This is a genomic window from Pseudolysinimonas sp. (assembly GCF_049651805.1).
In the GTDB taxonomy this organism is placed as follows: Bacteria; Actinomycetota; Actinomycetes; order Actinomycetales; family Microbacteriaceae; genus Pseudolysinimonas_A.
In genome coordinates this window covers 13,013-37,347 of the sequence record NZ_JBASCU010000022.1, presented here as the reverse complement: position 1 = coordinate 37,347, position 24,335 = coordinate 13,013, and the positions used below count along the sequence as shown (strand labels likewise).

Sequence of the window (24,335 nt, the reverse complement as noted above, 5' to 3'; positions counted from 1 at the left end):
GCGCACGTGCGGGAGGGTCGGCATGCGGGTGAGAACGGTGCTCGAACTCGGCGCGGCCGTGCGTGAGCGACGCGAGCATCTCGGCTGGTCGCAACAGTCGCTCGCGGACGCCGCCGGGGTCACGCGCGAGTGGGTCGTGCGATTCGAGGGCGGCAAGGCAACGGTACGGCTCGACCGGGTGTTCGACGTGCTCACCGTCCTGGGACTCGGAGTCGAACTCGCCACCCGTACCGGCGGTGGCGAGCCATGAGTCCCGCGCCCGCCGCGCTCGACGTGCACCTCGACGGCACCTTCGTCGGCGTGCTCGAACAGACTCCGAGCGGCACCACCACGTTTCGATACGACGACGAGTACCGCACCCGGCCGGATGCCACACCGCTTTCGCTCTCGATGCCTGTCTCGCGCGCGCTCCACGCGCAGCGTGCGGTCGTTCCCTATCTTCAGGGGCTGCTTCCCGACAGCCCCGGTCGCCTCGATGAGCTGTCGCGCGAGTTCCACACCTCAGCCCTGAACCCGTTCCGCCTTCTCGCCCACGTCGGGCGTGACGCAGCGGGTGCCGTGCGAATTCTCCCGTCGGGGGAACCGGCCTCGGATGCCGGCGGGCGTGCCGACATCGACGTGCTCTCCGAGTCCGACGTTGCCGGAATCATCGACGACCTCATCGCGAACGCCGACACCTGGGGAACCCGCGGCTCGTCGGGGCGGTGGAGCCTGCCCGGAGCCCAGCCGAAAGTGGCGCTCTACCGCGACGCCGAAGGCGTCTGGGGCGTGCCCCACGGTGCCACGCCGACGACTCACATCCTGAAGCCTGCAGTGCGCCCCTACCTCGAGCACCACATCAACGAATATGTGACCATGACCGCGGCACGGCGGCTGGGACTCCACGTCGCCGACGCGTCGCTTCTCACCACAACTCGGGGCGATCATGTCTTCGTCGCCGCGCGCTACGACCGGGTTGAGCGTGACGGGCGATGGCGGCGTCTGCATCAGGAGGACTTCTGCCAAGCGCTGTCAGTGGCCCCGGCGCGCAAGTACCAGGCCGATGGCGGGCCGAGTGTCGCCCAGATGGCGCGACTCATCGACACCTTCGAACGTCTCGAGAATCGCCGACTCACCCAGCGGCGCCTGTTCGACGCGCTCGTGTTCAACGTCAGCGCCGCGAACACTGATGCGCACGCCAAGAACTACTCGGTCGTGTTGAACGCCGAGACCGCCGAGCTGGCCCCGCTCTACGACTTGGGTACCCACCTCGCTTACCCCGCTACGCAACCACTCGCGTCGGCGATGAAGGTCGGCGATGAGTACCGCATCGACAAGATCGGCGTGTCCGACTTCCTCGGCGTGGCTCGACGGCTGCGGCTACCCCGTGACGAGGCGGAGTCTCGTGTACAGGAGATCCGCTCTGGGCTGGCGGCGGCGTACGCGGCTGCAGCGGACGGCATCCCGGGAGACTCCGAACGCGCAATCGGCACTCGCATCGCCGAAGCGGTGGCTGATCACGTCCGATCGCACGGTTGGTGACGGCTGAGCTACCTCACGCGGGAGGTTCGGTCTCTTCCTCTTCGCCGCGGGCGGCATCCGCGGGCGCGTTCTGCGCCCGGCTCAGCGCCATGAACGGCACCGCGACGGCGCTGATGACGCCGCCGATGACGAGCGAGAACGCGTAGCCGCTGAGGTCGGCGACGCGGCCGAGGGCGGGTTGGATGCCGATTCCGCCGACGTTGCCCATGAGCGACTCGAACGACAGCACCGTCGCCCGCTGCTTCGACGGGATGAGGTCGTTGAGGTAGGCCCGGCGGATGGGGTCGTCGATCGACGCCGAGATTCCCCACGCGGTGAGCAGCGCGAGGGCGACCCAGAAGTTGGGCACGATGCCGAGCACGAGCAGCAGCACCACCCCGATGGCGCCGGCGAGGATCAGCACCGTCGTGCGCTTCTTGAACAGTCGCCGCACGCGGGGCGCGAGGATGCCGCCGACGATCTGCGACCCGGCGACGATCGCCGCGGCGAGGCCGGCGATCGAGTACGCCTTCGGGTCGCCCCAGAGTTCGAGCAGGTAGGGCTGTAGGGCGTAGAAGACGTAGATGCCGACTCCGGCAGTGAACGGCGCGGCGAGCATGAGGTAGCGCACCGGGGCGTTGCCGAGCCCGTGCTTCACCGAGCCGCGGAACACGGTGCGCACAGCCTTGAGCGGCCCCTCCGAGCGGTCGGGCGTGAACCCGATGTCGCGCATCGCGAGGAACGCGACGACGAACATGAGCACGAGGATGCCGGCGCGCAGCAAGAAGGGAACGCCCAAGTCGGTGAGCTGCGCGACGACACCACCGAGAACGGATCCGGCCAGCATCGCGATACCGCCGACGATCATGCCCTTCGAGAACACCGGCTCCAGTTCCCCCGTGTACTCGCTCGCGCGCAGGGCGTCGACCAGCCACGCTTCGACCGCACCCGAGAAGAAGGTGAACCCCAGTCCGAGCAGCACCGAGACGAGCGCCCACGCCCAGAACGGTGAACTCCACAGCCACATCAGCCAGTAGAGGGCGGTCGCTCCGGCGAGCACGATCGTGCCGAGCAGGTACGACGCCCGGCGCCCGACGGTGTCGGCGACCACCCCGGTGGGGATCTCGAAGATCACCATGCCGAGCGTGAAGAACGCATTCGCCGCGAACGCCTCGAGGTTGCTCAGGCCGGCGTCGAGCAGAAAGAGGGTGTTCACGCCCCAGATGAACGACGCCGCGAGGGTGTTGCCGAGCAGCAGCGTCAGGTAGATGCGCTGGATGCGGCGCGCGGCCGGAATCTGGGCGATGGATGCCGCCATCAGGCGTGCGCCAATCCACCCGACACGTAGAGCGTCTGCCCGGTGACGAAACTCGCATCGTCGCGCACGAAGAAGGCGACCGCCGCGGCGATGTCGTCGGGCTGCCCCATCCGCCGCACCGGAACTTCGGCGGCGAGCGCCGCGATGAACTCGTCGAGCGGCTTCCCGATGCGTTCGGCGGTCTGCCTCACCATCTCGGTGTTGATGTAGCCGGGGGCGATCGCATTGGCGGTGATGCCGAACGGGCCGAGCTCGATCGCGACGGTGCGGGTGAACCCTTCGATGCCGGCCTTCGCGGCGGAGTAGTTCGCCTGCCCCCGGTTGCCGAGCCCCGAGATGCTCGACATCGACACGATGCGGCCCCACTTCGCCTCGGTCATGAACCGCTGGCAGGCCCGCGTCATCAGGAACGCACCGCGCAGGTGCACGTTGATCACGGCATCCCAGGTGTCGGCGGTCATCCGGAACAGCAGATCGTCACGCAGGATGCCGGCGTTGTTGACGAGCACGACGGGCGGGCCGAGGTTTGCCGCGCACTGGTCGACGGCCGCTGACACGCTCGCCTCATCGGCGACGTCGGCGCCGAGGGCGAGCGCCCGGCCCCCGGCGGCGGTGACCTTCTCGACCGTCTCGGCGCAGTGCGCGACGTCGAGGTCGAGCACGCCGATCTGGAATCCGTCGGCGGCCAGTCGTCGGGCGACCGCGGCGCCGATGCCGCGGGCTGCTCCTGTGACGATCGCGGTGCGAGCATCCATGGGGCCACGGTACCCCCGCTCGGCCCCCGCCGTAGGATCGGCGTCATGAAGGTCGCCGTCGTCGGAACCGGAGGGTGGGGCGAGCAGCACGCGCGCATTTTCTCGCGTCGCCCCGACACCGAACTCGTCGGCATCCTGGGGCGCGACGCCGGGCGCACCGCGGCCCGCGCCGCCGCCTACGGCACGACAGGGTTCACGGATCTCGACCGGATGCTCGAGCAGACGACGCCCGATCTGGTCACAGTGTGCCTGCCCAACGAGCAGCACTTCGAGACGACCCTGCGGCTGGTGACAGCAGGCGTGCCGCTGCTCGTCGAAAAGCCGCTCGTCTTCGACCTGGGTGAGGCCGACATCCTGCTCGCCGAGGCGGCGGCGCGCGATCTGTTCTTCGCGATCAACTTCAACCACCGCTACGCCGAGCCGGTCGCCCGGGCGCACGCGGCGATCCGGGCCGGGGTCATCGGCACGCCCGTCTTCGCCACCTGGCGGTTCGGCGGCGAAGCGAATCACGGCACCTCGCGGCACGCCAACCTCATCGAGACGCAGTGCCACGGGTTCGACATGCTCGAGCACCTGGTCGGCCCGATCGCGTCGGTCGCCGCGCAGATGACGGATGCCACCTACGGCGACTTCAGCACCGTCGCCCTCGCGCTCGAGTTTCAGAACCGCGCGGTCGGCACGATGCTCGGCAGTTACGACTCCTCGTACGCCTACCCCGACTCGCAGCTCGTCGAGATCAACGGCACGGAAGGTCGTCTGATGATTCACGACACCGTGCGCGAGCTGAGCATCCAGCGCGTCGGCGACGAAACGGCTCAGGTCTGGCGCGCCGGCTACTTCAACGACGAGGCGCGCGACTTTCACGGCACTTTCGACCGGCACGTGGATGCCGTGCTCGCCGCCCTGCGCGCTGGCGGGCCGCCCCCGGTACACGCCTCAGCCGGACGTCGCGCGCTCGAACTCGCCCACGCCGCGATCAGCTCCCACGAGACCGGTCGCCGCATTTCCGTCGTCAGCGGATGACGGGGTCGCCCGAGTCGAAGGCGTCGAGATCGGCGCGGCGCGGCAGGCTCTCCCAATCGCCAGGGCCGAGGCAGGCGAACGCGCCACAGCGGGTGCCCTGCTGGAGGCGGTCGGCCGGGGCGAGGCCGTCGAGCAGAGCGACGAGGTAGCCGGCGACGAAGGCATCCCCGGCTCCGACGGTGTCGAGGGGGGTGATCTTCTCGGCCGGGATCGAGAATGCTTCGCCGTCGATCGAGGCGACGCAGCCGTCTTCGCCGAGCTTCACGATCGCCTGCGCCGGGCCGAGGTCGGCGATCCCGGCAGCCAACTCTTCTGGCGAACCCGCGCCGACCAGTAGCTCGGCTTCGTCGGCTCCGGCGAAGACGACCGTGGCACGTTCGGCCACGCGCCGGTAGAGGTCACGCGGATCCCGGTCGGCCCACAGCGCTGCCCGGTGGTTGACGTCGAACGAGACCGGAACGCCCGCGGCGGCGGCGGCATCCACCGCGGCGAACACCGCCGCTTCGGCCGACGCCGACAGCGCGAGCGTGATGCCGGTGACGTGCAGCACGCCGGCGGGGGCGATCGCCACGAGGTCGACATCGGCGACGTCGAGGCGACTGCCCGCACTCGCCGCGCGGTAGTACAGCACCCGCGTCGACCCGCTCCTGGGGGTCTCTTTGAGCATCAGCCCGGTGCGCGCCGATGGGTCGACCACGGCATCCACCGTGACTCCCTCCGCGCGCAACTCACGCAGCACCCGGCGGCCGATTCCGTCGTCACCGACGCGACCGATCCACACCGCGGGTCGCCCCAGCCGGGCCACCCCGATCGCGACGTTGCTCTCGGCGCCGCCGATGTGCAGGGCGAAGTCGGAGACGTGCTCGAGGGAACCGATGGATGTCGCGCGCAGCAGCCCCATCGTTTCGCCGAGGGTGACGACCGCGCCGGTCACGCGGCACCCGCCGCCGAGGTGGCTTCTCGGCTCAGCCTCTCGATCGACGCGACATCGCGGGATGCCAGTAGCTGTCGGCTCGCCATCCAGCTTCCGCTGACCGCCGGCACGTTGGGGTGACCCAGGTAGGCGCCGAGGTTGAGCGGCGACACCCCACCGCTCGGCACGAACGCGACGCCGGGGAACGGCCCGGCCAGCGCCGCGACCATGTCGACCCCGCCCAGCAGGTCGGCCGGGAAGAGTTTCACCGCGCGCAACCCGGTGCGCATCACCGTCATCACGTCGGTCGCTGTCGCCGCGCCGGGCAGCACGTCGAGGCCGCGCTCGAGGCACGCCTCGATGACGTCGCGGTCGACCCCAGGGGTGATGACGAAGCGGGCACCGGCGTCAGCCGCACGGGCGACGTCGTCGGGCGTCGTGACGGTGCCGACGCCCACGAGGGTCGTTCCCGCGTCGGCGACCGCGGTGATCGCGACGAGCGCCGCCGGGGTGCGCAGGGTGATCTCGACGCAGCCGATGCCGCCCGCTGCCAGCGCGGCCGCGGCATCCACGGCGAAGCCGGCGTCGTCGATCACGAGCACCGGCACGATCCGATGCCCGGCGAGTGTCGGGGGCAGGGCGATCATCTGCCCAGCCAACCACCGTCGACGGGAAGCACAACCCCCGACACGTAGTCGGATGCCGGCGCGGCGAGAAAGACCGTCGCGCCCGCGAGGTCGGAGCCCGATCCCCATCGCCCGGCCGGAATGCGACCGAGGATCGCGGCGGAGCGGTCGGGATCGGCGCGCAGAGCCTGGGTGTTGTCGGTGGCGATGTAGCCGGGCGCGATGGCGTTGACGGTGACCCCGTGCGGGGCCCACTCGTTCGACAGGGCCCGGGTGAGTCCGGCGATGCCCGACTTCGCGGCGGCGTAGCCGGGCACGTTGATGCCGCCCTGGAAGCTCAGCAGCGAGGCGGTGAAGATCACCTTTCCGCGCCCACGCTCGAGCATCCCGCGGCCGACGGCTTGCGTCAGCACGAATGGGCTCGACAGGTCGATGGCGAGCACCCGGTCCCACCACTCGAGCGGGTGCTCGGCAGCGGGCGCGCGTTCGATCGCGCCGGCATTGTTGACGAGGATGTCGATCTGCCGACCCTCGAGTTTCTGCGTGAGAGCGAGCACGGCGTCGCGGTCGGCGAAGTCGCACGAGACGCCTTCGAATTCGCGGCCGTGCGCGCGTACGGCGACCTCGATCGCGCTGCCCGACGCCTCCTGCTGGGCGCTCACCCCGATGATGTCGGCGCCCGCGGCGGCGAGGGCTTCGGCCATGGCGAACCCGATTCCCCGGCGGCTGCCGGTGACGAGGGCCGTAGTGCCGTGCAGTTCGAACGCGCTCACGAGTGGTCCCGTACGTCGACGAGGATCTTCATCGCCCGACCCGCTTCGAGATCGGCGAACGCCCCGGCGGTACCGCTCAGCGGCACGATCTTCGTGATCAGCAGCTCGGCCGGGATGACGCCCCGCGCCAGCAGGTCGACGGCCGCCTCGAAGTCGGTCGCCTCGTAGACCCGCGCGCCGAGCAGTCGCAGCTCGCGCCAGAACATCCGTTGCAGGTCGATGGGTCGCGGCGTGGGGTGGATGGCGACGACGACGATCGTGCCGCGCACTTTGGCGAGCGCCGTGGCACCCAGCACCGCGGCGGCGGCGCCCGAGACCTCGAAGACGACATCCGCGCCGGCCCCGCCGGTCCACTCCTCGACCCAGGCGACCTGGTCGGCGGCGGCCGGGTCGAGGGTCGTGAAGCCGAGATCGGCGATCTGGCCGCGCCTGCCTGCGTCGAGTTCGATGACGACGACATCGGCGCCGGCATCCCGGGCGACCGTGGCGATGAGCACCCCGATCGGCCCGCCCCCGATCACGACGACCTTGTCACCGGTGGTGACCTCGCCGCGCCGCACGTCGTGCACCGCGACGGCGACCGGCTCCACCAGGGCGGCGTGGTCGAGCCGCAGGCCGGCGGGTAGTCGCACGAGGGTTCGGGCGGGCACGTTCCACAGCTCTTGCAGGGCACCGGGGGAGTCGATGCCGATGAACGTCAGGTTCTGGCAGATGTGCTGATGGCCGGCGAGGCAGGCCGGGCAGGTGCCGTCCCAGTCCAGGGGCATGACGACGACCGGGTCGCCGACCGCCCATCCGGTCACCCCGTCGCCGACGGCGGCGACCTCGCCGCTCGCCTCGTGGCCGAAGATCAACGGGCGGGTGACGCGGCCATCCATTGAGCCGTGCAGGATGTGCAGATCGGTTCCACACAGGCCGTTGTACGCGACCCGCACCTGCACGTGGCCGGCGGGCGGGGTCGCAGCCGTCAGTTCGGCGGTCTCGATGGTGCGGTCTCCCACATAGCGGGCTGTCAACATTGGAGCCTCCTCGCGCCAAACATAATATGTTTCGCTCCGATCGTTCGCCGAGCCGTAAACACTAGATGTTTCGAGCGATCTTACTGTCATCTGAGGTCAGAACTGGCGGAAAGAGGCGGAAACATCTAATGTTTGACCATCGCGTCTCATCCCGGCCGCGGGCGCATGCTGGGAGACCTTCCGGAGGCGTGGCAGAACAGGAGCGCTCACCGCCATGACCACGATCACGTCGGTCACCGTCACCGACATCCGGTTTCCCACCTCACTGAGCATGGATGGGTCGGATGCAATGAATAAGGACGGCGACTACTCCGCCGCCTACGTGCACATCGTCACCGACGACCCCGCGCTCTCGGGCTTCGGATTCACCTTCACGATCGGTCGTGGCAACGATCTCTGCGTCGAAGCCGCCCGGCAGCGGGCACTTCCCCTCATCGGACGCGACGTCGCCGAGGTGATCGGCGACCTCGGTGCCACCTACCGCGACCTGCAGAGCGACTCGCAACTGCGCTGGCTCGGCCCCGACAAGGGCGTCATCCACCTCGCGCTCGCCGCGGTGATGAACGCCGTGTGGGATCTCGCCGCGCGCGCGGCCGGGCTGCCGCTCTGGCGTCTGCTCGCCGGGATGACTCCCGAGCAGCTGGTGGATGCCGCCGACCTGCGCTACCTCTCCGACGCCCTCACCCGCGACGAGGCGATCGCGATCCTGGCCGAGCACGCGCCGACGCGCGAGAAGCGCATCGCCGAGCTCTCCGCGAGCGGATACCCCTGCTACACGACGAGTGCCGGGTGGCTCGGCTACTCCGACGACAAGTTGCGCCGCCTGTGCCAAGAGGCGGTGGATGCCGGCTACCGCCACGTCAAACTGAAGGTCGGCGCCGATCTCGACGAAGACATCCGTCGACTCTCCATCGCCCGCGAGGTCATCGGGCCTGACGCGGCCCTCATGATCGACGCCAACCAGGTGTGGGACGTTCCCCAGGCGATCGAGTGGGTGAAAGCCCTCGCGCAGTTCAATCCGCTGTGGATCGAGGAGCCCACCAGCCCCGACGACATCCTCGGTCACGCCGCCATCCGTCGCGCGGTCGCGCCGATCGGCGTCGCCTCGGGTGAGCACGGCATGAACCGTGTGCTGTTCAAGCAGATGTTCCAGGCCGAAGCCCTGGACTTCTGTCAGCTCGACTCCGCCCGGCTCGGCAGCGTCAACGAGATTCTCGCCGTGTACCTGATGGCCAAGAAGTTCGATGTGCCGGTCTGCCCGCATGCCGGGGGCGTTGGCCTGTGCGAGTTGGTGCAACACCTGTCGGTGTTCGACTACGTCGCCGTCTCGGGAACGCTCGAGAACCGGGTCACCGAGTACGTCGACCACCTGCACGAGCACTTCGTCGATCCGTGCATCGTCGAAGACGGCGCCTACCGGTTGCCGACGGCGCCCGGCTACAGTGCCGAGATGCATCCCGCGTCCATCGAGCGGTTCCGGTTTCCCGACGGCGACTACTGGGCCGGCGCGGGGAGCGACGTGCGAAAGCTCGCAGGCTAGGGCACTACAGCAAGGTCAAGGCTCGAGCCAGTCCTCGCGTGGCGGACACAGCGCATCCAGCTCCGCGAGCAGTCCGTCGGGGAGAGGCGTCTGCGCGAGTCGCACGAGCTCGTCGATCCGGTCGGGCCGAGAACAGCCCACGAGCACGCTGTCGATCTCGGGGCGGGCGGCAGCGAAGGCGAGGGCTGCGGCGGCGAGGGGGACACCGGCGGCCTCCGCGACATCCCACATCCGGTGCACCGCCTGCAGCTGCGCGTCCGAGCCAGACCCGTAGGAGTAGCCGATGCCCGGCCCGGGCCGCCGCGCGAGCACGCCGCCCCCGAATGGTGCGGCGTTGATGACGCCGATTCCGAGTTCGGCCGCTCGCGCGATCACCCGTTCCGCGGACCGGTCGACGAGGGTGTAGCGGTTGTGTGTCAGCACGACATCGAACACCCCCGTTTCGAGGTATCGCGCGGTCGTGGTCAGGTTGCCCGTCGCGATGCCGAGAAAGTCGACAAAACCCTCGTCGCGCAGGCGGCGGAGTTCCTCGACAGCCCCTCCCGGGGCCATCGAATCCTCGAACGAGACATCGAACTCGGGGTCGTGCAGGTGGAGCAACTGGATGCGTGAGACCCCGAGCCGTTCGAGGCTGGTCTCGAACGACCGGCGTACTCGCGCACCATCGTAGGCACGGGTCTCGGGATCGGCATCGACCTTGGTGGCGAGCACGTAGCCGGCGGGAAGTCCCCCGCGGGCCGCGATCGCGGCGCCGATGCGGCGCTCGCTGTCGCCATAGGCGTTCGACGTGTCGAGGAAGCTGAGCGGGCTGTCGAGCGCCCGCCGCGCCGTGGCGACCCCGTCGTCGTAGGTCGTGTCGTGCCCGTAGATGCGGGTCATCCCGCCGCCGCCCCCCAGGGGGCTGGCGCCGACGCCGACACCGGTCACCGAGAGCGACGTGCGCCCGAGCGGTCGCGGTTGCAGTAGGTCCATTGCGGACATCGGGTTCTCCTCCATAAGTTCGTCGACTAGGGCGCCGACGTCGTCAACGAGTCGTCGTCGTGGACGAAGTCCTCGATCGCCAGCAGATGATGGCTCATCAGTAGCCGCGCACGATCGGGCTCGCGCGCGGTGATGGCCGCGAGGATGCTCTCGTGGTCGTGGAACGCGGTGCGCACCTGCTCCTCGTGCTGAACGCCGATCGTTCGTCGGGCGAGGGCGGTGCGGTCGGCGAGCGCGTCGATCAGCGCGGCGAGGGCGCCGTTGTCGGCCGCCTTGGCGATGATGCGGTGGAAGGTCAGGTCGGCGTTCATGACCGCCTCGTGGTCGGTGACCGGTCCCGCGAACACGACGGCGCGCACGCCGTCGAGCGTCGCACGAGCCGCACCGAGGTCGTCGTCGGTGATCCGGAGCGCGGCGCGAGCGGCCGCCTCCGACTCGAGCACCCGCCGCACGGCGTGCAGGTCGTGCCGGTGCTCGGGCCCCTGCAGATCGACCATGAACGCCATCGGCGCCAGCAGCAGCGTCGAGTCGAGCGAGGTCACGTAGGTGCCGTCGCCCTGCCGGGTCTCGAGCACGCCCATGATGCACAGAGCGCGCACCCCTTCCCGGAGCGAGCCGCGCGAGACTCCCAGGACTTCGGCCAGATCCTTCTCGACGGGCAGGCGCGATCCGGCGCTCAGGTCACCCCGCGTGATCATCGCTTTGATGCTCTGCACCACGACGTCGGTCTGAGAGAGGCCGCTCGGCAGGGCGCCGTCGGTGGCGGGGGTATCGGCACGGGTCACGTCGCCATGATAGGCACGTTCCGCCGATAGATCAGATGAAATCTGGCCGACTCGTCGGACGAGTACAGGTCGATAAATCTGACCTTTACCGAGGAAACCCGGCAAGGCGACAGGAAACTGAGGCGCCACGGCGCTAGACATCAGATGATTTTGTGGTTAGAGTCGCCCCATTCAGCAAGGAGGCTGTTTCGAGTGTCTGACCCCCGCCCCACTCTCACACCGACCGAGGATGCTCGGCCGCCGGTCGCCGACACGGCACCGGAGGCTGCACGCGCCCGGTTGGTGGGCGCACTGCTGTGGATGCTGCGCCTGGGCCCCTTCCTGATCCTCGTGATCATGATCGCGGTGCTCGCGGGACTGTCGCCGGTGTTCTTCACCCCGGGCAACCTGGGCAACGTGCTCACGCAGAGCGCCGCGATCGCGATCCTCGCCATGGGACAGTTGCTCGTCATCCTCACCCGCGGCATCGACCTGTCGGTCGGGTCGACGCTCGCCCTCTCGGCAGTCGTGGGGGCGCTGGTCTACGCCGAGACGAACTCCGGCTTCGCCACGATCCTCGCCATGCTGTTCGCCGGTGCGATGGTCGGCGCGGTCAACGGCTTCGGCTACGTGTACGGCCGTCTGCCGCATCCCTTCATCATCACCCTCGCCACCCTGAGCATCGCGCGCGGTCTCGCCCTCGGTCTCGCCGGCGGTCAGCCGGTCTCGGGAATGCCCGAGATCGTCACGACGATGGGCGGCGGCTCGGCGGCCTGGCTGGCATCCTGGTTCCCCAACGCGGCTTTCCTCGTCGCGGGCGTCGCGATCGTCGTCACCCTCATGCTGCGCAACCTGGTGTGGGGCCGCTGGATCTACGCCGTCGGCGGCAGCCCCGAAGGCGCGCGCCGGCTCGGCGTACCCCGCAACGGCGTGATCGTGTCGGTGTACATCATGAGCGGCCTGCTCGCCGGCGTCGCGGCCATCGTCACCGCAGGACGACTGAACGCCGGTTCGCCGACCTTCGGTCAGCTCGCCGAACTCGACGCGATCGCCGCGGTCGTCATCGGCGGCGCCAGCTTCCTCGGCGGCCGGGGCAACGTCGGCAACGCGCTCATCGGTGCCCTCATGATCGGCGTCATCCGCAACGGCATGAACCTGCTGAACGTCGAAGCCTTCCTACAGCTCATCGTGATCGGCGTCGTCATCGTGCTCGCCGTCGAATCCGATGTCATCCGCACTCGCCTCGAGGCGCGGTTCCGAGTGCTCAAGGCGGCCGCGGCATGACCCCGACCCTCGCCATCACGAACGCGACGAAGCGCTTCGGCGCCGTGCTCGCCCTCGACGACGTGTCGCTGCAGGTGAACGCCGGCGAGATCCTCGCCCTGCTCGGCGACAACGGGGCCGGCAAGTCGACCCTCATCAAGTGCATCAGCGGCGTGCACCGGCTCGACACCGGCAGCATCGAGCTGAACGGCGAGCCGCTCACCATGACGAGTCCGGCGACCGCCCGCGCCGCCGGCATCGAGACGGTCTATCAGGACCTCGCCCTCTTCGACAACTTCGACACGACGGCCAACTTCTTCGTCGGCCGCGAAGAGGCGGTGCCGACCTGGTTGCCCCGCGGGCTGCGCTGGATGCGGCAGAAGCAGATGGTGGCGCACTCGTCGGAACTGGTCGGGCGGCTGAAGATCAACCTTCCGCACCGCTCGGCGCAAGTCGGCATGATGTCGGGTGGTCAGCGGCAGGCGATCGCCGTGGCACGGACAGCGGCCTTCGCGTCGCGCGTCGTCATCCTCGACGAGCCGACGGCCGCGCTCGGCCTTCGGGAGTCGCGCCAGGTGCTCGACCTCATCCTCAGACTCCGTGACGAAGGGTGCGCGGTGATCGTCATCTCGCACGCCATGGATCACGTGATGGAACTCGCCGACCGCGCGGTCGTCATGCGCCGGGGCCGCGTGGTCGGTGAAGAAGTGCCCACCCCAGCGAATCGATCTCGTCTGGTCTCGCTCATCGTCGGAGGAGACGACTAGCGACGCCCGACCCCAGAACCCCGGCAACCACCTCAACCAAGAAAAGGAATGCGATGAAGAAGATGCGTTATTTGCGCGTTGCCGCAGCTGTCGCTGCAGCAGCCGTTGCGCTGTCGCTGACAGCGTGTAACACGCCCGCCACCGAAGGTGAAGACGATGTGATCCTCATCGGGTTCGCCACCAAGTTCCCGGTCGACTTCTTCGACATCATGGCCGATGCCGCGAAGGCGTGGGACGAAGCCGAACCCGGCGCGGAGGTCATCTTCGCCCAGGGCGAGAGCGGAACCGACGACGAGGGCATGATCGCCGCGATCCAGTCGTTCGTCACTCAGGGTGTCGACGCGATCGCGATCACGCCGACGAGCCCCGCGCTCGCCGACGAGCTGCAGAAGGCCGTCGACGCCGGGATCGAGGTCATCCTCATCGACAACGACATTCCGGACTGGGACGGCAAGACCGCGGTGGTCACGACCGACAACTACGTCGGTGGTCAGCTCGCCGGCACCTGGCTTTCCGAGAACCTGCCGGAGGGCGCCACCATCGCCATCCTCCAAGGCGTCTTGGGCAACCCGTCGCTCGACGCCCGCGTCGATGGCATGCTCGACACGCTCGGTGACGCTGCCGAGGTCGTGGCCACGGTTCCGACCGACTGCGACCAGACCAAGGGTCTCGACGCCGGTCAGGACATCATCACGGCCAACCCGGGCCTGACGGCCATCTACGCGGCCTGCGGACCCCCGCTGCTCGGCGCGCTGGAGGCGGTCAAGTCGGCCGGTCTCTCGGGTCTGATCACCGTCGGATTCGACGCGTCGCCCGACGAGGTCGCTGCGATTCTCGCGGGTGACCAGACGGCATCCGTCGCGCAGTTCCCGGCAAAGATGGGTGAACTCGGCGTGAAGGCGGCGTTCGACGCCGCAAGCGGAGTGGACATCCCCGACCTCATCGACACCGGTACCGAAATGGTGACGATCGAGAACGCGGCCGACTTCCAGTAACACCGGCCGGTATCCCCCGACACGCGCCGTCGTGTCGGTCGAGTCTCCCCCACCTCGACCGACACGGCGGCCGTACGGGCGTACTGACGAATTTCTGAAGGTATCGAGTGAACAAGCCCCGCATTATCGACAGCCACGTGCACTTCTGGGACCGCGAAGGCCTCAGCAACCCATGGCTCGACGAAGCCGACGCGCTGCTTCAGCCCTCCCACCTGCCGCGCGATCTCGGGGCGACGGGATGGGCCGCCGACGCGATCGTCGCCGTGCAGGCCGACTGCCTGCCCGAGCAGGGTCTCGCCGAGGCGCGCTGGTTCTCGGGGCTGGCCACCGACAGCGCCCGCGTCGAAGCCATCGTGGCGTTCGCCCCCCTCGAGGTGCCCGTCGCGTTGCCCCCGCACCTCGCGGCGCTCGCGGACCTGCCGCTCGTGGCAGGTGTGCGTCGCCTGCTTCAGGACGAGCCGCCGGAGGTCGCGACCTCCCCCGACTTCGTACGGGGCGTGCAGGCGCTCGCCGCCCACGACTTCACGATGGATCTGTGCATCCGCCAGCTGCACTTTCCGGCGGTGATCGATCTGGTCGAGCGGTGCCCCGAGGTGCAGTTCGTACTCGACCACCTCGGCAAGCCCACGATCGCGGCCGACGCCTTCTCGTCGTGGGCGGCTGACATGACGCGCCTCGCGGCCCTGCCGAACGTCGTCGTGAAGCTGTCGGGCCTGCTCACCGAGGCCGCACCAGGCCTGCGCACGGGCGTCGCGCTCGCCCCCTGGTTGAACCACGCCCTCGAGGCGTTCGGCCCGACCCGCTGCATGTTCGGCAGCGACTGGCCCGTGCTCAACCTCGGAGGTGGGTTCGAGCGGTGGCTCGACATCGTGACCGAGGTGCTCGCCGCCCTCAGCGCCGAGGATGCCGCCGCCGTGTGGAGCGGAACCGCCGAGAGCGTCTACCTGGCGCGCACTCGCAAGGACGCGGTGTGATCCTCGGACAGCTCGGAGACCCGACCGCTCAGATCCCGGTGGTGCAGGTCGTGGGGCGCAGTTTCGATCTGCGACCCATCACCCCTGCGATCGATCGCGCCTTCTTCGCCGCCGACGGCATCCGTGCCGTCTCGGAGGCACTCGCCCGCGGGACACTGACCGAACTGGCCGGCGCGGCCGGGATGCGGGTGGCCGCGCCGGTGCAGCCGGGGAAGATCGTCTGCATCGGGCTGAACTACCGCGGGCACGTCGAAGAGACGGGCGCCGAGATCCCCGCCGAACCGGTGCTGTTCCTCAAAGACCCCTCGACGGTGGTCGGCCCGTTCGACGACGTGCTCATCCCGCGTGGTTCGGTGAAGACCGACTGGGAGGTCGAACTCGGCGTCGTGCTGGCGGGTGAGGCACGCTATCTCGCATCCCCTACCGAGGCTGAAGCCCTCATTGCCGGTTACGTCGTGTCGCACGATGTCTCGGAGCGCGAGTTCCAGCTCGAGCGCGGCGGCCAGTGGGACAAAGGCAAGAGCTGCGAGACCTTCAACCCGCTCGGGCCGCACCTGGTGACCGCTGACGAGGTGGAAGATCCCCGCGCCCTCGAGCTGCGGCTCTGGGTCAACGGCCGGCAGATGCAGAGCGGCAACACCTCCGACATGATCTTCGATGTGCCCTACCTCATCTGGTACCTGAGCCAGTTCATGGTGCTGCACCCCGGCGACCTCATCAACACCGGCACCCCGTCGGGCGTCGCACTCGGGCGTGCCGATCAGCCCTACCTGCGAGCGGGGGATGTCGTAGAGCTCGAGATCGACGGACTCGGCCGGGCACGCCAGACGCTGGTGGCCGCATGACACGGGACCTCGACGGTCTCGTCGCCGTCGTCACCGGGGGAGCGGCGGGTATCGGCGCGGAGACCGCCCGCACCCTCGCCGCCCAGGGTGCGACGGTGTGCGTGTTCGACCTGTCGGTGGATGAGCTGCCCGACGGGCTGCACGGGTACGCCGTCGACGTGCGCGATCGGGCCTCCATCGCGGCTGCCGTCGAGGCGCTGACCGCGGAGTTCGGCGGCCTCGACATCCTCGTCAACAACGCGGGGATCGCCGCCGTCGGCACGGTCGAAGAAAACGACGACGCCGACTGGGCGCGCGTGCTCGACGTCAACGTCACCGGCATGGCTCGGGTGACCGCCGCCGTGCTGCCGTGGCTGCGGCGGTCCGACCACGCCGCGGTCGTCAACGTTTGCTCGATCGCCGCCCTCAACGGCCTGCCGCGTCGGGCGCTGTATTCGGCATCCAAGGGCGCCGTGCTGTCGCTCACGTTCGCCATGGCGACCGATCACGTCGGCGAGGGCATCCGGGTGAACGCGGTGAGCCCCGGCACCGTCGCGACCGAATTCGTCGACCGCCTGCTGCAGACCTTCGACGACCCCGTGGCCGAACGTGCGGCGATGGATGCGCGCCAGGCGATCGGGCGCATGGTCACCCCGCGCGAGGTGGCGGATGCGATCGTGTTCCTGGCGAGCCCGCGGTCGAGCGCGACGACGGGCACCGCACTCGAGGTCGACGGCGGGGTGACGCATCTTCGGGTGCGCAACTGATCCTTCCCGTACCGCTACGTGAGTGCCCATCCGCGGTCGACGTAGAGCTGCGTGCCGGAGACTCCTCGATTGCGCAGGAGGAACAGGACGGCGTCGACGACGTCGGCCATAGTCGCGAGCTCGCCGCCCGGCCCGCCCAGAACGGGCTGTCGCCGATGATGCCCGGGTGCAATCCTTTCGAAGCGGGCAAGAAGCACGGACGCGGCCTTCCGCAAGTGGCTGCCAGCGAGCGACGTGGATGCTCGCGTCTCGCTCGGCGGCAGCTTCTACGTCGCCGACCGTACGGGCCTGGCGTTGAGCACCGCCCACCGTGGCTCACCTATCTGCCCGGGCCGCGACTGCTCGCACTTGTCCGCACGGGGTGTGCATCTGACCGGCCAGGTATAACCTTGCTTATGGCAAGGAGGATCGGATGCCGCCCGCAGATCCAGCACTGCTCCAGCTGGCCGAAGCCGACCGCGAACGTGATCGCGCCGCGGAACAACTGCAGCGAGCGGTCGTCCGCGCGGTAGAACAGGGTCACAGCCAGAGCGAAATCGCCGAGGTTCTCGGCGTCACCCAACCGGCCGTCTCGCAGATGCTTCGCACCGCCCGGGCTCGAGCGCGACTCGCTCGCGGGCCGATCGGGCGGCGTCTGATCGCGCATCGCCGAGACGTGCGCGACATCGCGCGTGGAGCCGGCGCCACGAACCTGCGCGTGTTCGGGTCGGTCGCCCTCGGCGAAGACGACGACAGCAGCGACGTCGACCTCTTGGTGCGGATGCCATCTGCAGGTCTCTTCGAGATCACCGGATTGGGGCTCGAGCTCTCCGACCTCTTGGGCGTTCCGGTAGACGTCGTTCCCGAGCACCTGGTCAAGGCCGATGTGCTGCCGGAACTCGTCGCCCGGTCGGTGCCGCTATGAAACGCACAGACCGGGACTGGATCGCGGATGCAGCGAGCCACCTCGAGATCGTCGCGGCTCATTTGCAGGCGACCGCCGACAGCCAACTCGTCCTTGACGCAGCTGCGCTGCGCCTTTCGGCCGCGATCGACAGCGTCGCCCATGTCAGCGAGCCCCTGCGCGCGTCCGTGATTCCCGATCCGCTCTGGCGCAGGATCAAGGGGACGCGAAACCGGATCGCCCACGAGTACGGTTTCGTCGACCGCGACGTGCTGCGCACGATCCTTGAGAAGGACGTCGCAGCCTTCGCCGCACAAGTCGCCCAGCTGCGCACCGCCGCCGAAGACCTGGAGGGCACGCCATGACTCTGCTCGACCGCATCCGGGAATCGGTGATCGGCGACGACCAGGTGATGCCCGGGCCGTTCGGATCCCGCCGCGTGACGTACGCCGACTACACAGCGAGCGGCCGGTCGCTGACCTTCATCGAGGATTTCATCCGCGACGAGGTGCAGCCGCGCTACGCGAACACCCACACCGAATCTTCCGGCACCGGGTTGCAGACGACGCGCCTGCGGGAGGATGCCCGCGCCGCCATCCGCCGCAGCGTGCACGGCACCGACGACACCGTGGTGATCTTCACCGGCAGCGGGTCGACGGCCGCGATCGACAAGCTGGTCGGCATCCTGGGGTTGCGCATCCCGGCCGACCTCGACCGCACTTACGGGCTGAGCGCCATCATCCCGCCCGCCGAGAAGCCGGTCGTCTTCATCGGCCCGTTCGAGCACCACAGCAACGAGCTGCCGTGGCGCGAGTCGATCGCCGACGTGGTGACGATCCCCGAGGATGCCGACGGGCACGTCGACATCGACGCGCTGACTGCGGCCCTGGAGCAGTACGCAGAGCGCCCGCTCAAGATCGGCTCGTTCAGCGCCGCGAGCAACGTGACCGGCATCATCACCGACACCTCACTCGTCACCCGCATCCTGCACGATCACGGAGCCCTCGCCCTCTGGGACTTCGCGGCCGCCGCCCCGTACGTCGACATCGACGTCGCCGCGGGCGACTTCGACGCGGTGTTCCTCTCGCCGCACAAGTTCATCGGCGGGCCGGGAACCCCCGGCGTGCTGATCGCGCACCGCCGCATCCTCACCAACTCCGTTCCGGATGTCGTGGGCGGCGGCACCGTCGCCTACGTGAACCAGCTCGAGCACCGCTACCTCGCCGACCCCGCGCATCGCGAGGAGGGCGGAACGCCGGCGATCATCGAGTCGATCCGCGCGGGCCTGGTGTTCGGGCTCAAGGATGCCGTCGGTGTCGACACGATCCGCGCCGTCGAAGACGACTTCTTGGCGCGCGCGATGGCGTCGTGGAAGCAGCACCCGAACATCCAGGTGCTCGGCAATCCCGAGGCGGAGCGGCTGTCGATCATCTCGTTCGTCGTGAAGCGCCCCGGCGGCAAGTACCTGCACCACAACGCGGTCGTCGCGATCCTCAACGACCTGTTCGGCATCCAGTCGAGGGGCGGATGCTCGTGCGCCGGGCCGTACGGACACCGGCTGCTCGGCATCGACATCGAGACCTCGCACGAGTACGAACGCGAGATCGCCCGCGGCTGCGAGGGAATCAAGCCCGGCTGGGTGCGCGTCAACTTCAACTACTTCATCAGCGAGACGGTGTTCCGCTACATCGTGCAGGCGGTCGAACTGGTCGCCGACTTCGGGTGGAAGCTCGTGCCGCAATACCGGTTCTCACTCGAGACTGGCCTGTGGCGACACGAGAACGGCCCGGTCGAGCCCCCGCTGCGGCTCAGCGATGTGGGCTATGACGCCGACGGGCGGATGACGTTCCCGCGGCACGACGACACCGCGCCCGAGTCGGTGCTCGCCGACTACCTCGAGCATGCGCGGGCGCTGTTCGCGTCACTGCCGGATGCCGACACGGTTCCGCAGGCGACGGATGCCGACCTCGGCGACGATCTCGAACGGCTGCGCTGGTTCGACCTGCCGTCGGCTTCCCTCACCTAGCGCTCAGTGCAGCCACTTCTGGGTGCGCACGAACGGCAGCGACTTCCACCAGGTGCCCAAGCCCCAGGTGTCTCCGGCAGCCGTCGCGGCGACGACGATGAGGGCGAGCGCGTAGATGATGTGGTAGTCGACGGCCGGGTTGGTCGACGACCCATCCGCCGCGAAGGGCCATTCGGCGAGGTACATCGCCACCATGAGGATCGTGCCGGTGACCGCACTGATGCGCAGACCGATGCCGAGCACCACGACGCCGTCGATCCCGAGCATCTCGAGCATGAAGAGCACGTCGCTCGCGGGGCTGGCGATGCTCGCGAAGGAGGGCTTGAGCGGTCTGGTCACGGAGTCTCTGTTGCGGAGGCCCTGACTCGGGGTGCCGCGGTCGGCCCCGGCGCGCTCCGCCGGGTCGAGAATCCGAGCCCGAGCGTCTGTCGATAAGGGCCCACAACAAGGTGAAGCGGCTGGGCGGACGAAGGATGGCAAGAGCAGATCGGCCGGCGGGCCGGACGAGTCCGGTCGGAGTGGCGAATGCGGTCGCACCTTGGGCGGGTACGGGTGCGCTGACGGTGGCGGTCATGTCGAACTCTTCTGGTTCGGACCACCGATGGGTGACCGCGGTCACGCCTGCAGCAGGAGGGTGCGCGCGAGATGGCCGAACGTCCCGTCGCGATACTTTCTTGAGATGTGGCTGAAGCACCCGGCCGGCGGACCGCTCATCCGGCGTGGCCTCGTCCCTCGAATTTGGGCCGCCCACTAGCCTACTGGACATGTGTTGTGTAACATCATACCAATCCGTGGAGAATTTCCCGAGCCACTGACTACCGACGCATCCCTTCAGAGAAGAATGGATTGGCACACATGAAGCACACCCGTATCGCAGCCGGCCTGCTGGCCGGAAGCGTCGCGTTCACCCTCGCAGCATGCTCCCCCTCCAACGGAGGCGGCGACGAAGTCACCAGCCTGACGATCTGGGACTACTTCACCCACCTCGACAGCGAATCGCACCTCGCGCGGCTCTACGAAGCGTGTGAAGAAGAAACCGGCATCTCGATCGAGCGCACCGCCGACGCCGCCCTCGCCGACAGCCTGTTGCAGGCAGCCAGCGGCGGCAGCACCCCCGACCTCGTCATCCTCGACAACCCCAACGTCGCCGAGTTCGCCGAAACGGGGCTCCTCGTCTCGAACGCCGACTCGGGTCTCGACGTCGGCGAACAGCGGGAGAACATCCTCGCCGCCGCCCAGTCGGGTGGCGAGGAGTACGGCGGCTCGATCGGGTCGAACACGCTGGCGCTGTTCTACAACACCGAGATGCTCGCCGCCGCGGGTGTCGAGCCGCCCACCAACTGGGACGAGTTCAAGGCTGCCGTCGCCGCCACCACCGTCGGTGACGTGTACGGCATCGCGTTCTCGGCGATCGCCGGTGAAGAGGCGTCGTTCCAGTTCGAGCCGTTCCTGTGGGGGGCCGGTGGTTCGCTCGAGGATCTCTCCTCGCCGGAGGCGGTCGAAGCGCTCACGCTGTGGACCGACTGGGTCGCCAATGGGCAGGCCTCGCAGTCGAACCTGAGCGCCAACCAGCAGGACATCCGTGACCAGTTCGCGAGCGGCAACGCGGCGATGATGATCAACGGCACCTGGCAGCTCAACGCGCTGAACGAGTCGGGCATCCCGTACGCGGTCGTGCCGATTCCGGCGATCGACGGCGGCCCCGCCCCGAGCCCGCTCGGTGGCGAGTTCATCCAGATCGTCGCGGGTGACGAAGCCCGGGTCGCGGCGAGCACCGAGTTCGCGCAGTGCCTCATCGAGCCCAGCAATCTGGGCGAGTGGATCGCTGCTCAGAGCTACGTATCGCCGTACCCGGCCGAGTCCGACAAGCAGGCAGCCGAGAACGAGGCGCTGGTTCCGTGGGTCGACGCCATCGCGGTGGCCGAAGGCCGCACGGCAGACCTGGGCTCCGCCTACCCGACCGTGTCGCGCGCTCTGTCGACCGCAATTCAGGAAGCCCTCTCCGGCGTGAAGTCGCCCAGTGAGGCACTTGAGGCTGCCCAGGCCTCGGTCGAATAACATGCGCCGATGACGCATGTAGTCCCCCAACGCCCGACGCCGGGTGAGGCTCACATGAGTCCCACCCGGCGCCGGGCGGTGGCACCCGCGACGACGGTCGCAGGGCTGGCGTTCCTGCTCCCGGTCGTGATCTTCATCGCGATCTTCCTGATCGTGCCGCTGGTTCGCGCGGCCATCCTGTCGACCCAGGACTGGACGACCCGTTCGTTCGTCACCGGCGAAGCGCCGTTCATCGGCTTCGGCAACTACCTCGAGATCTTCGCCGACCCGGATTTCGCCGCCGTCGCCTGGCAGACGGTCGTGTTCACCGTGGTTTCCCTCGCGGTGCAGTACGTGGTCGGGTTGGCGCTCGCCGTCTTCTTCACCCGACGGTTCCCGCTCTCGATCGTGTTGCGATCGCTCGTGCTCGTGCCGTGGTTGTTGCCGGTGGTCGTCTCGGCGACGACCTGGCGGTGGATGTTCCACCAGGACTACGGCATCATCAACGCCGGCCTGTTCGCCGGCACCGACATCGGCTGGATCTCGACCCCCCAGCTCGCCCTGGTGGCCGTCATCATCGCCAACATCTGGCTCGGCATCCCGTTCAACATGGTGATGCTCTACGGCGGGCTTCAGAACATCCCCGACACCGTCTACGAAGCGGCGGCGATCGACGGCGCGACTTCGTGGCGGTCGTTCATCTCGATCACCATGCCGTTGCTGTGGCCGGTCACCGCGGTCACCCTGCTGCTCGGGCTGGTCTACACCCTCAAGGCCTTCGACATCATCTGGATCATCACGCGGGGCGGCCCCGTCAACAGCTCGCACACCCTCGCGACGTGGTCGTACCAGTGGGCGTTCGAAGGTGATCGCGCCCTCGGAATGGGCTCGGCTGTCGCCCAGATCCTCGTCGTCGTCGCGCTGATCTTCGGCCTCATCTACCTGCGCGTCGTGCGACGGGAGGCGAACTCGTGAGAGACAGCCGGCTGCGGCGGGCGATGAACACGGTGTTCGGCGTCACGATCCTGGCGATCATGCTCTTTCCGCTTTACTGGATGGTGAACGTCTCGCTCACCCCGAGCAACGAGCTGTTGAGCCCCTGGCCGGCGCTATTTCCCGCGAACCCGACGCTCGCCGGCTACACGTCCGCGCTGTCGAGCCAGGTGCCCAGCCTCATGACGAGCATCGCCATCGGCCTGGGCACCGCCGTGTTGGCGCTGCTGATCTCGATCCCAGCCGCCTACGCGATGGGCAAGTTGCGGGTGCGCGGCGGCGGAGTGGTGATGTTCACCCTGCTCATCGCGCAACTGCTGCCGGCGGTGGTGCTCACGATGGCGCTCTTCGCGCTCTACGCGCGCATCGGCCTCATCAATACCTACCCGGGCCTGATCCTGGCGAACGCGACCGCGGCCGTGCCACTGTCGGTGATCGTGCTGCGTGCGTTCATCTCGCGCATCCCCGACGAGTTGCTCGAAGCGGCCCGCATCGACGGCGCCGGCCCACTGCGGGTGCTGGTCGCGATCGTCATCCCGCTCAGCCGGAACGCGATCGTCACGAGCGCGCTGTTCTCGTTCCTGTTCGCCTGGGGCGACTTCATCTTCGCCCGATCGCTGACCACGGGAAACGAGCTGGTGCCCTTCACCTTGTCGCTGTTCCGATTCATCGGCGCGCAGTCGACGAACTGGAACGGCGTGATGGCGACCGCGGTGATCGCCTCGGTGCCGGCGCTCATCCTGCTCGTCTTCGCGCAGCGTTACATCGCCAGCGGCCTGACCGGCGGGGCACTGAAGGACTGATCCGACGGACGCCCGGGCTGCTGTTCTGGCTGCGTCAAATCAGCGACCCCGACGCCGGCTCGACGATCTGACGCGCTGACACCGCGAAGCCACTGGCGTCAACCCCTGCGCGACGGACGGCGGGCCGACCTACCGTGGAGGCATGTCTGACATTCGCCAACCTCCGAACCAGCAAGAAAGCCACAACCCCGAGACGGAGCAGGACACCGCCTCGGGCGGCCCTGCCGAGCCGCTGCACGACGGCTCCGACGAGCAGTAGCCATGGGCGATGAACTCGTCGACGACGTCGTTCGGGCTGAACGCAAAGCGGTCGTGCTCTTCGCGGCCGCAGTGGTCGCCGCGGCCGTCGTGGTCGCCGGCATCACCATCGCCGGCTGGGGCGGCGGCACCTTGGACAACCGCATCGAGCCGCTGTTCTGGGCGGGCGCCATCCTCGGCGGCCTCGCGCTGGCGCTCCTGGGCCTCGCGACCCTACCGCGCCGCTCCGCAGCGATCATCACCGCGCTCAGCCGCGCCGGCATCCTGCTCTTCCTCATCGCGCCCACCCTGTGCATCGTCGCGATCTTCGTCGACTACTGGATCTGAATGTGAACCGACGCGTACGAGAAACGAAGGAGAACACCGATGACCGAGTACACCGTCAACGCCACTCTCACCGTGAGCGGCGACGCGACCGACAAGGCAACGATCCAGGCCGCAGTGGATGCGGGTTTGAAGGAACTGCCGAGCGTCGCTGCGCGGTACGGCTTCACGGTCTCTGACGTACGGGCGACGATCGACGAGGGGTAGCG

27 protein-coding genes are annotated in these 24,335 nt (G+C 68.6%); 18 read left to right on the top strand and 9 right to left on the bottom strand.

Annotated features, from left to right (window positions below; genetic code table 11):
* Positions 1-22: 22 nt before the first annotated feature.
* Positions 23-250, top strand: coding sequence for a type II toxin-antitoxin system Y4mF family antitoxin (locus tag WBL06_RS05625; RefSeq protein WP_424454995.1), 228 nt, complete (start codon positions 23-25; stop codon positions 248-250).
* Positions 247-1,521 carry a HipA domain-containing protein gene (locus WBL06_RS05620; protein ID WP_424454994.1) on the top strand — a complete coding sequence of 425 codons (1,275 nt, stop codon included), beginning with the start codon at positions 247-249 and terminating at the stop codon, positions 1,519-1,521. Before WBL06_RS05625 ends, WBL06_RS05620 begins: the two co-directional genes overlap by 4 nt.
* A gap of 13 nt (positions 1,522-1,534) precedes the next feature.
* On the opposite strand, the gene WBL06_RS05615 is transcribed toward WBL06_RS05620, so the two are convergent.
* Together WBL06_RS05615 and fabG are read right to left on the bottom strand one after the other, a co-directional pair.
* Entirely contained in the window at positions 1,535-2,818 is a 1,284-nt protein-coding gene (locus WBL06_RS05615; RefSeq protein WP_424454993.1) for an MFS transporter, read from the bottom strand.
* Complete coding sequence (gene fabG, locus WBL06_RS05610) at positions 2,818-3,573, bottom strand: 3-oxoacyl-ACP reductase FabG (protein ID WP_424454992.1); 756 nt, start codon at positions 3,571-3,573, stop codon at positions 2,818-2,820. The genes WBL06_RS05615 and fabG overlap by 1 nt, the downstream gene beginning before the upstream one ends.
* Before the next feature lie 45 nt (positions 3,574-3,618).
* Between fabG and WBL06_RS05605 the strand changes: the two genes are divergently transcribed.
* Positions 3,619-4,596 carry a Gfo/Idh/MocA family protein gene (locus WBL06_RS05605; protein ID WP_424454991.1) on the top strand — a complete coding sequence of 326 codons (978 nt, stop codon included), beginning with the start codon at positions 3,619-3,621 and terminating at the stop codon, positions 4,594-4,596.
* Here the strand turns inward: WBL06_RS05605 and WBL06_RS05600 are convergent.
* From WBL06_RS05600 to WBL06_RS05585, 4 genes are read right to left on the bottom strand one after another with little or no spacing between them, the layout of a single operon-like run.
* Positions 4,586-5,530 (bottom strand): sugar kinase, encoded by a 945-nt coding sequence (locus tag WBL06_RS05600; protein ID WP_424454990.1) that lies wholly within the window; start codon positions 5,528-5,530, stop codon positions 4,586-4,588. The two genes, WBL06_RS05605 and WBL06_RS05600, sit on opposite strands and share 11 nt — an antisense overlap.
* Positions 5,527-6,156: a bifunctional 4-hydroxy-2-oxoglutarate aldolase/2-dehydro-3-deoxy-phosphogluconate aldolase gene (locus WBL06_RS05595; RefSeq protein WP_424454989.1), complete on the bottom strand. Its 630-nt coding sequence runs from the start codon at positions 6,154-6,156 to the stop codon at positions 5,527-5,529. Before WBL06_RS05595 ends, WBL06_RS05600 begins: the two co-directional genes overlap by 4 nt.
* Complete coding sequence (locus WBL06_RS05590; protein WP_424454988.1) at positions 6,153-6,908, bottom strand: SDR family oxidoreductase; 756 nt, start codon at positions 6,906-6,908, stop codon at positions 6,153-6,155. The genes WBL06_RS05595 and WBL06_RS05590 overlap by 4 nt, the downstream gene beginning before the upstream one ends.
* Positions 6,905-7,927: a zinc-dependent alcohol dehydrogenase gene (locus WBL06_RS05585; RefSeq protein ID WP_424454987.1), complete on the bottom strand. Its 1,023-nt coding sequence runs from the start codon at positions 7,925-7,927 to the stop codon at positions 6,905-6,907. Before WBL06_RS05585 ends, WBL06_RS05590 begins: the two co-directional genes overlap by 4 nt.
* Positions 7,928-8,141: 214 nt before the next feature.
* On the opposite strand from WBL06_RS05585, the gene WBL06_RS05580 reads away from it, so the two are divergent.
* Complete coding sequence (locus WBL06_RS05580; protein WP_424454986.1) at positions 8,142-9,467, top strand: L-fuconate dehydratase; 1,326 nt, start codon at positions 8,142-8,144, stop codon at positions 9,465-9,467.
* 15 nt (positions 9,468-9,482) lie between these two features.
* On the opposite strand, the gene WBL06_RS05575 is transcribed toward WBL06_RS05580, so the two are convergent.
* Both WBL06_RS05575 and WBL06_RS05570 read right to left on the bottom strand, forming a co-directional pair.
* Positions 9,483-10,448 (bottom strand): aldo/keto reductase, encoded by a 966-nt coding sequence (locus WBL06_RS05575; RefSeq protein WP_424454985.1) that lies wholly within the window; start codon positions 10,446-10,448, stop codon positions 9,483-9,485.
* A gap of 26 nt (positions 10,449-10,474) precedes the next feature.
* Complete coding sequence (locus WBL06_RS05570) at positions 10,475-11,233, bottom strand: FadR/GntR family transcriptional regulator (protein WP_424454984.1); 759 nt, start codon at positions 11,231-11,233, stop codon at positions 10,475-10,477.
* Between the two features lie 192 nt (positions 11,234-11,425).
* Between WBL06_RS05570 and WBL06_RS05565 the strand changes: the two genes are divergently transcribed.
* From WBL06_RS05565 to WBL06_RS05525, 9 genes are all read left to right on the top strand, one after another.
* Positions 11,426-12,496 carry an ABC transporter permease gene (locus WBL06_RS05565; RefSeq protein ID WP_424454983.1) on the top strand — a complete coding sequence of 357 codons (1,071 nt, stop codon included), beginning with the start codon at positions 11,426-11,428 and terminating at the stop codon, positions 12,494-12,496.
* Entirely contained in the window at positions 12,493-13,242 is a 750-nt protein-coding gene (locus tag WBL06_RS05560; RefSeq protein WP_424454982.1) for an ATP-binding cassette domain-containing protein, read from the top strand. The genes WBL06_RS05565 and WBL06_RS05560 overlap by 4 nt, the downstream gene beginning before the upstream one ends.
* 53 nt (positions 13,243-13,295) lie before the next feature.
* Complete coding sequence (locus WBL06_RS05555; protein WP_424454981.1) at positions 13,296-14,237, top strand: sugar ABC transporter substrate-binding protein; 942 nt, start codon at positions 13,296-13,298, stop codon at positions 14,235-14,237.
* Between the two features lie 107 nt (positions 14,238-14,344).
* Positions 14,345-15,211, top strand: a complete 867-nt coding sequence (locus WBL06_RS05550; protein WP_424454980.1) for an amidohydrolase family protein — start codon at positions 14,345-14,347, stop codon at positions 15,209-15,211.
* Positions 15,208-16,056, top strand: coding sequence for a fumarylacetoacetate hydrolase family protein (locus tag WBL06_RS05545; RefSeq protein ID WP_424454979.1), 849 nt, complete (start codon positions 15,208-15,210; stop codon positions 16,054-16,056). Before WBL06_RS05550 ends, WBL06_RS05545 begins: the two co-directional genes overlap by 4 nt.
* Positions 16,053-16,802 (top strand): SDR family NAD(P)-dependent oxidoreductase, encoded by a 750-nt coding sequence (locus WBL06_RS05540; RefSeq protein ID WP_424454978.1) that lies wholly within the window; start codon positions 16,053-16,055, stop codon positions 16,800-16,802. The genes WBL06_RS05545 and WBL06_RS05540 overlap by 4 nt, the downstream gene beginning before the upstream one ends.
* A 412-nt stretch (positions 16,803-17,214) precedes the next feature.
* Positions 17,215-17,706 carry a nucleotidyltransferase domain-containing protein gene (locus WBL06_RS05535; protein WP_424454977.1) on the top strand — a complete coding sequence of 164 codons (492 nt, stop codon included), beginning with the start codon at positions 17,215-17,217 and terminating at the stop codon, positions 17,704-17,706.
* Positions 17,703-18,050, top strand: coding sequence for a HepT-like ribonuclease domain-containing protein (locus WBL06_RS05530; protein WP_424454976.1), 348 nt, complete (start codon positions 17,703-17,705; stop codon positions 18,048-18,050). The genes WBL06_RS05535 and WBL06_RS05530 overlap by 4 nt, the downstream gene beginning before the upstream one ends.
* A complete protein-coding gene (locus WBL06_RS05525; RefSeq protein WP_424454975.1) occupies positions 18,047-19,711 on the top strand; it encodes an aminotransferase class V-fold PLP-dependent enzyme in 1,665 nt (554 codons plus the stop codon). Before WBL06_RS05530 ends, WBL06_RS05525 begins: the two co-directional genes overlap by 4 nt.
* A gap of 3 nt (positions 19,712-19,714) precedes the next feature.
* Here the strand turns inward: WBL06_RS05525 and WBL06_RS05520 are convergent, their stop codons facing one another.
* Positions 19,715-20,050: a hypothetical protein gene (locus WBL06_RS05520; protein ID WP_424454974.1), complete on the bottom strand. Its 336-nt coding sequence runs from the start codon at positions 20,048-20,050 to the stop codon at positions 19,715-19,717.
* A gap of 516 nt (positions 20,051-20,566) precedes the next feature.
* Here WBL06_RS05520 and WBL06_RS05515 point away from each other — a divergent pair.
* From WBL06_RS05515 to WBL06_RS05495, 5 genes are all read left to right on the top strand, one after another.
* Entirely contained in the window at positions 20,567-21,769 is a 1,203-nt protein-coding gene (locus WBL06_RS05515) for a sugar ABC transporter substrate-binding protein (RefSeq protein WP_424454973.1), read from the top strand.
* A gap of 9 nt (positions 21,770-21,778) precedes the next feature.
* A complete protein-coding gene (locus tag WBL06_RS05510) occupies positions 21,779-22,723 on the top strand; it encodes a carbohydrate ABC transporter permease (protein ID WP_424454972.1) in 945 nt (314 codons plus the stop codon).
* On the top strand, positions 22,720-23,544 hold the full coding sequence (locus tag WBL06_RS05505; RefSeq protein WP_424454971.1) for a carbohydrate ABC transporter permease: 825 nt from the start codon (positions 22,720-22,722) through the stop codon (positions 23,542-23,544). Before WBL06_RS05510 ends, WBL06_RS05505 begins: the two co-directional genes overlap by 4 nt.
* 261 nt (positions 23,545-23,805) lie before the next feature.
* Positions 23,806-24,129, top strand: a complete 324-nt coding sequence (locus WBL06_RS05500; RefSeq protein WP_424454970.1) for a hypothetical protein — start codon at positions 23,806-23,808, stop codon at positions 24,127-24,129.
* Positions 24,130-24,168: 39 nt separating this feature from the next.
* A complete protein-coding gene (locus WBL06_RS05495) occupies positions 24,169-24,333 on the top strand; it encodes a hypothetical protein (RefSeq protein ID WP_424454969.1) in 165 nt (54 codons plus the stop codon).
* Positions 24,334-24,335 lie beyond the last annotated feature (2 nt).

Excerpts from the sequence above, each read along its gene's own strand:
- WBL06_RS05625 (WP_424454995.1), top strand. The coding sequence starts at position 23 with ATGCGGGTGAGAACGGTGCTCGAACTCGGCGCGGCCGTGCGTGAGCGA.
- WBL06_RS05620 (WP_424454994.1), top strand. The coding sequence starts at position 247 with ATGAGTCCCGCGCCCGCCGCGCTCGACGTGCACCTCGACGGCACCTTC.
- WBL06_RS05615 (WP_424454993.1), bottom strand. The coding sequence starts at position 2,818 with ATGGCGGCATCCATCGCCCAGATTCCGGCCGCGCGCCGCATCCAGCGC.
- fabG (WP_424454992.1), bottom strand. The coding sequence starts at position 3,573 with ATGGATGCTCGCACCGCGATCGTCACAGGAGCAGCCCGCGGCATCGGC.
- WBL06_RS05605 (WP_424454991.1), top strand. The coding sequence starts at position 3,619 with ATGAAGGTCGCCGTCGTCGGAACCGGAGGGTGGGGCGAGCAGCACGCG.
- WBL06_RS05595 (WP_424454989.1), bottom strand. The coding sequence starts at position 6,156 with ATGATCGCCCTGCCCCCGACACTCGCCGGGCATCGGATCGTGCCGGTG.
- WBL06_RS05585 (WP_424454987.1), bottom strand. The coding sequence starts at position 7,927 with ATGTTGACAGCCCGCTATGTGGGAGACCGCACCATCGAGACCGCCGAA.
- WBL06_RS05580 (WP_424454986.1), top strand. The coding sequence starts at position 8,142 with ATGACCACGATCACGTCGGTCACCGTCACCGACATCCGGTTTCCCACC.
- WBL06_RS05575 (WP_424454985.1), bottom strand. The coding sequence starts at position 10,448 with ATGTCCGCAATGGACCTACTGCAACCGCGACCGCTCGGGCGCACGTCG.
- WBL06_RS05560 (WP_424454982.1), top strand. The coding sequence starts at position 12,493 with ATGACCCCGACCCTCGCCATCACGAACGCGACGAAGCGCTTCGGCGCC.
- WBL06_RS05555 (WP_424454981.1), top strand. The coding sequence starts at position 13,296 with ATGAAGAAGATGCGTTATTTGCGCGTTGCCGCAGCTGTCGCTGCAGCA.
- WBL06_RS05540 (WP_424454978.1), top strand. The coding sequence starts at position 16,053 with ATGACACGGGACCTCGACGGTCTCGTCGCCGTCGTCACCGGGGGAGCG.
- WBL06_RS05535 (WP_424454977.1), top strand. The coding sequence starts at position 17,215 with ATGCCGCCCGCAGATCCAGCACTGCTCCAGCTGGCCGAAGCCGACCGC.
- WBL06_RS05530 (WP_424454976.1), top strand. The coding sequence starts at position 17,703 with ATGAAACGCACAGACCGGGACTGGATCGCGGATGCAGCGAGCCACCTC.
- WBL06_RS05525 (WP_424454975.1), top strand. The coding sequence starts at position 18,047 with ATGACTCTGCTCGACCGCATCCGGGAATCGGTGATCGGCGACGACCAG.
- WBL06_RS05515 (WP_424454973.1), top strand. The coding sequence starts at position 20,567 with ATGAAGCACACCCGTATCGCAGCCGGCCTGCTGGCCGGAAGCGTCGCG.
- WBL06_RS05510 (WP_424454972.1), top strand. The coding sequence starts at position 21,779 with ATGACGCATGTAGTCCCCCAACGCCCGACGCCGGGTGAGGCTCACATG.
- WBL06_RS05500 (WP_424454970.1), top strand. The coding sequence starts at position 23,806 with ATGGGCGATGAACTCGTCGACGACGTCGTTCGGGCTGAACGCAAAGCG.
- WBL06_RS05495 (WP_424454969.1), top strand. The coding sequence starts at position 24,169 with ATGACCGAGTACACCGTCAACGCCACTCTCACCGTGAGCGGCGACGCG.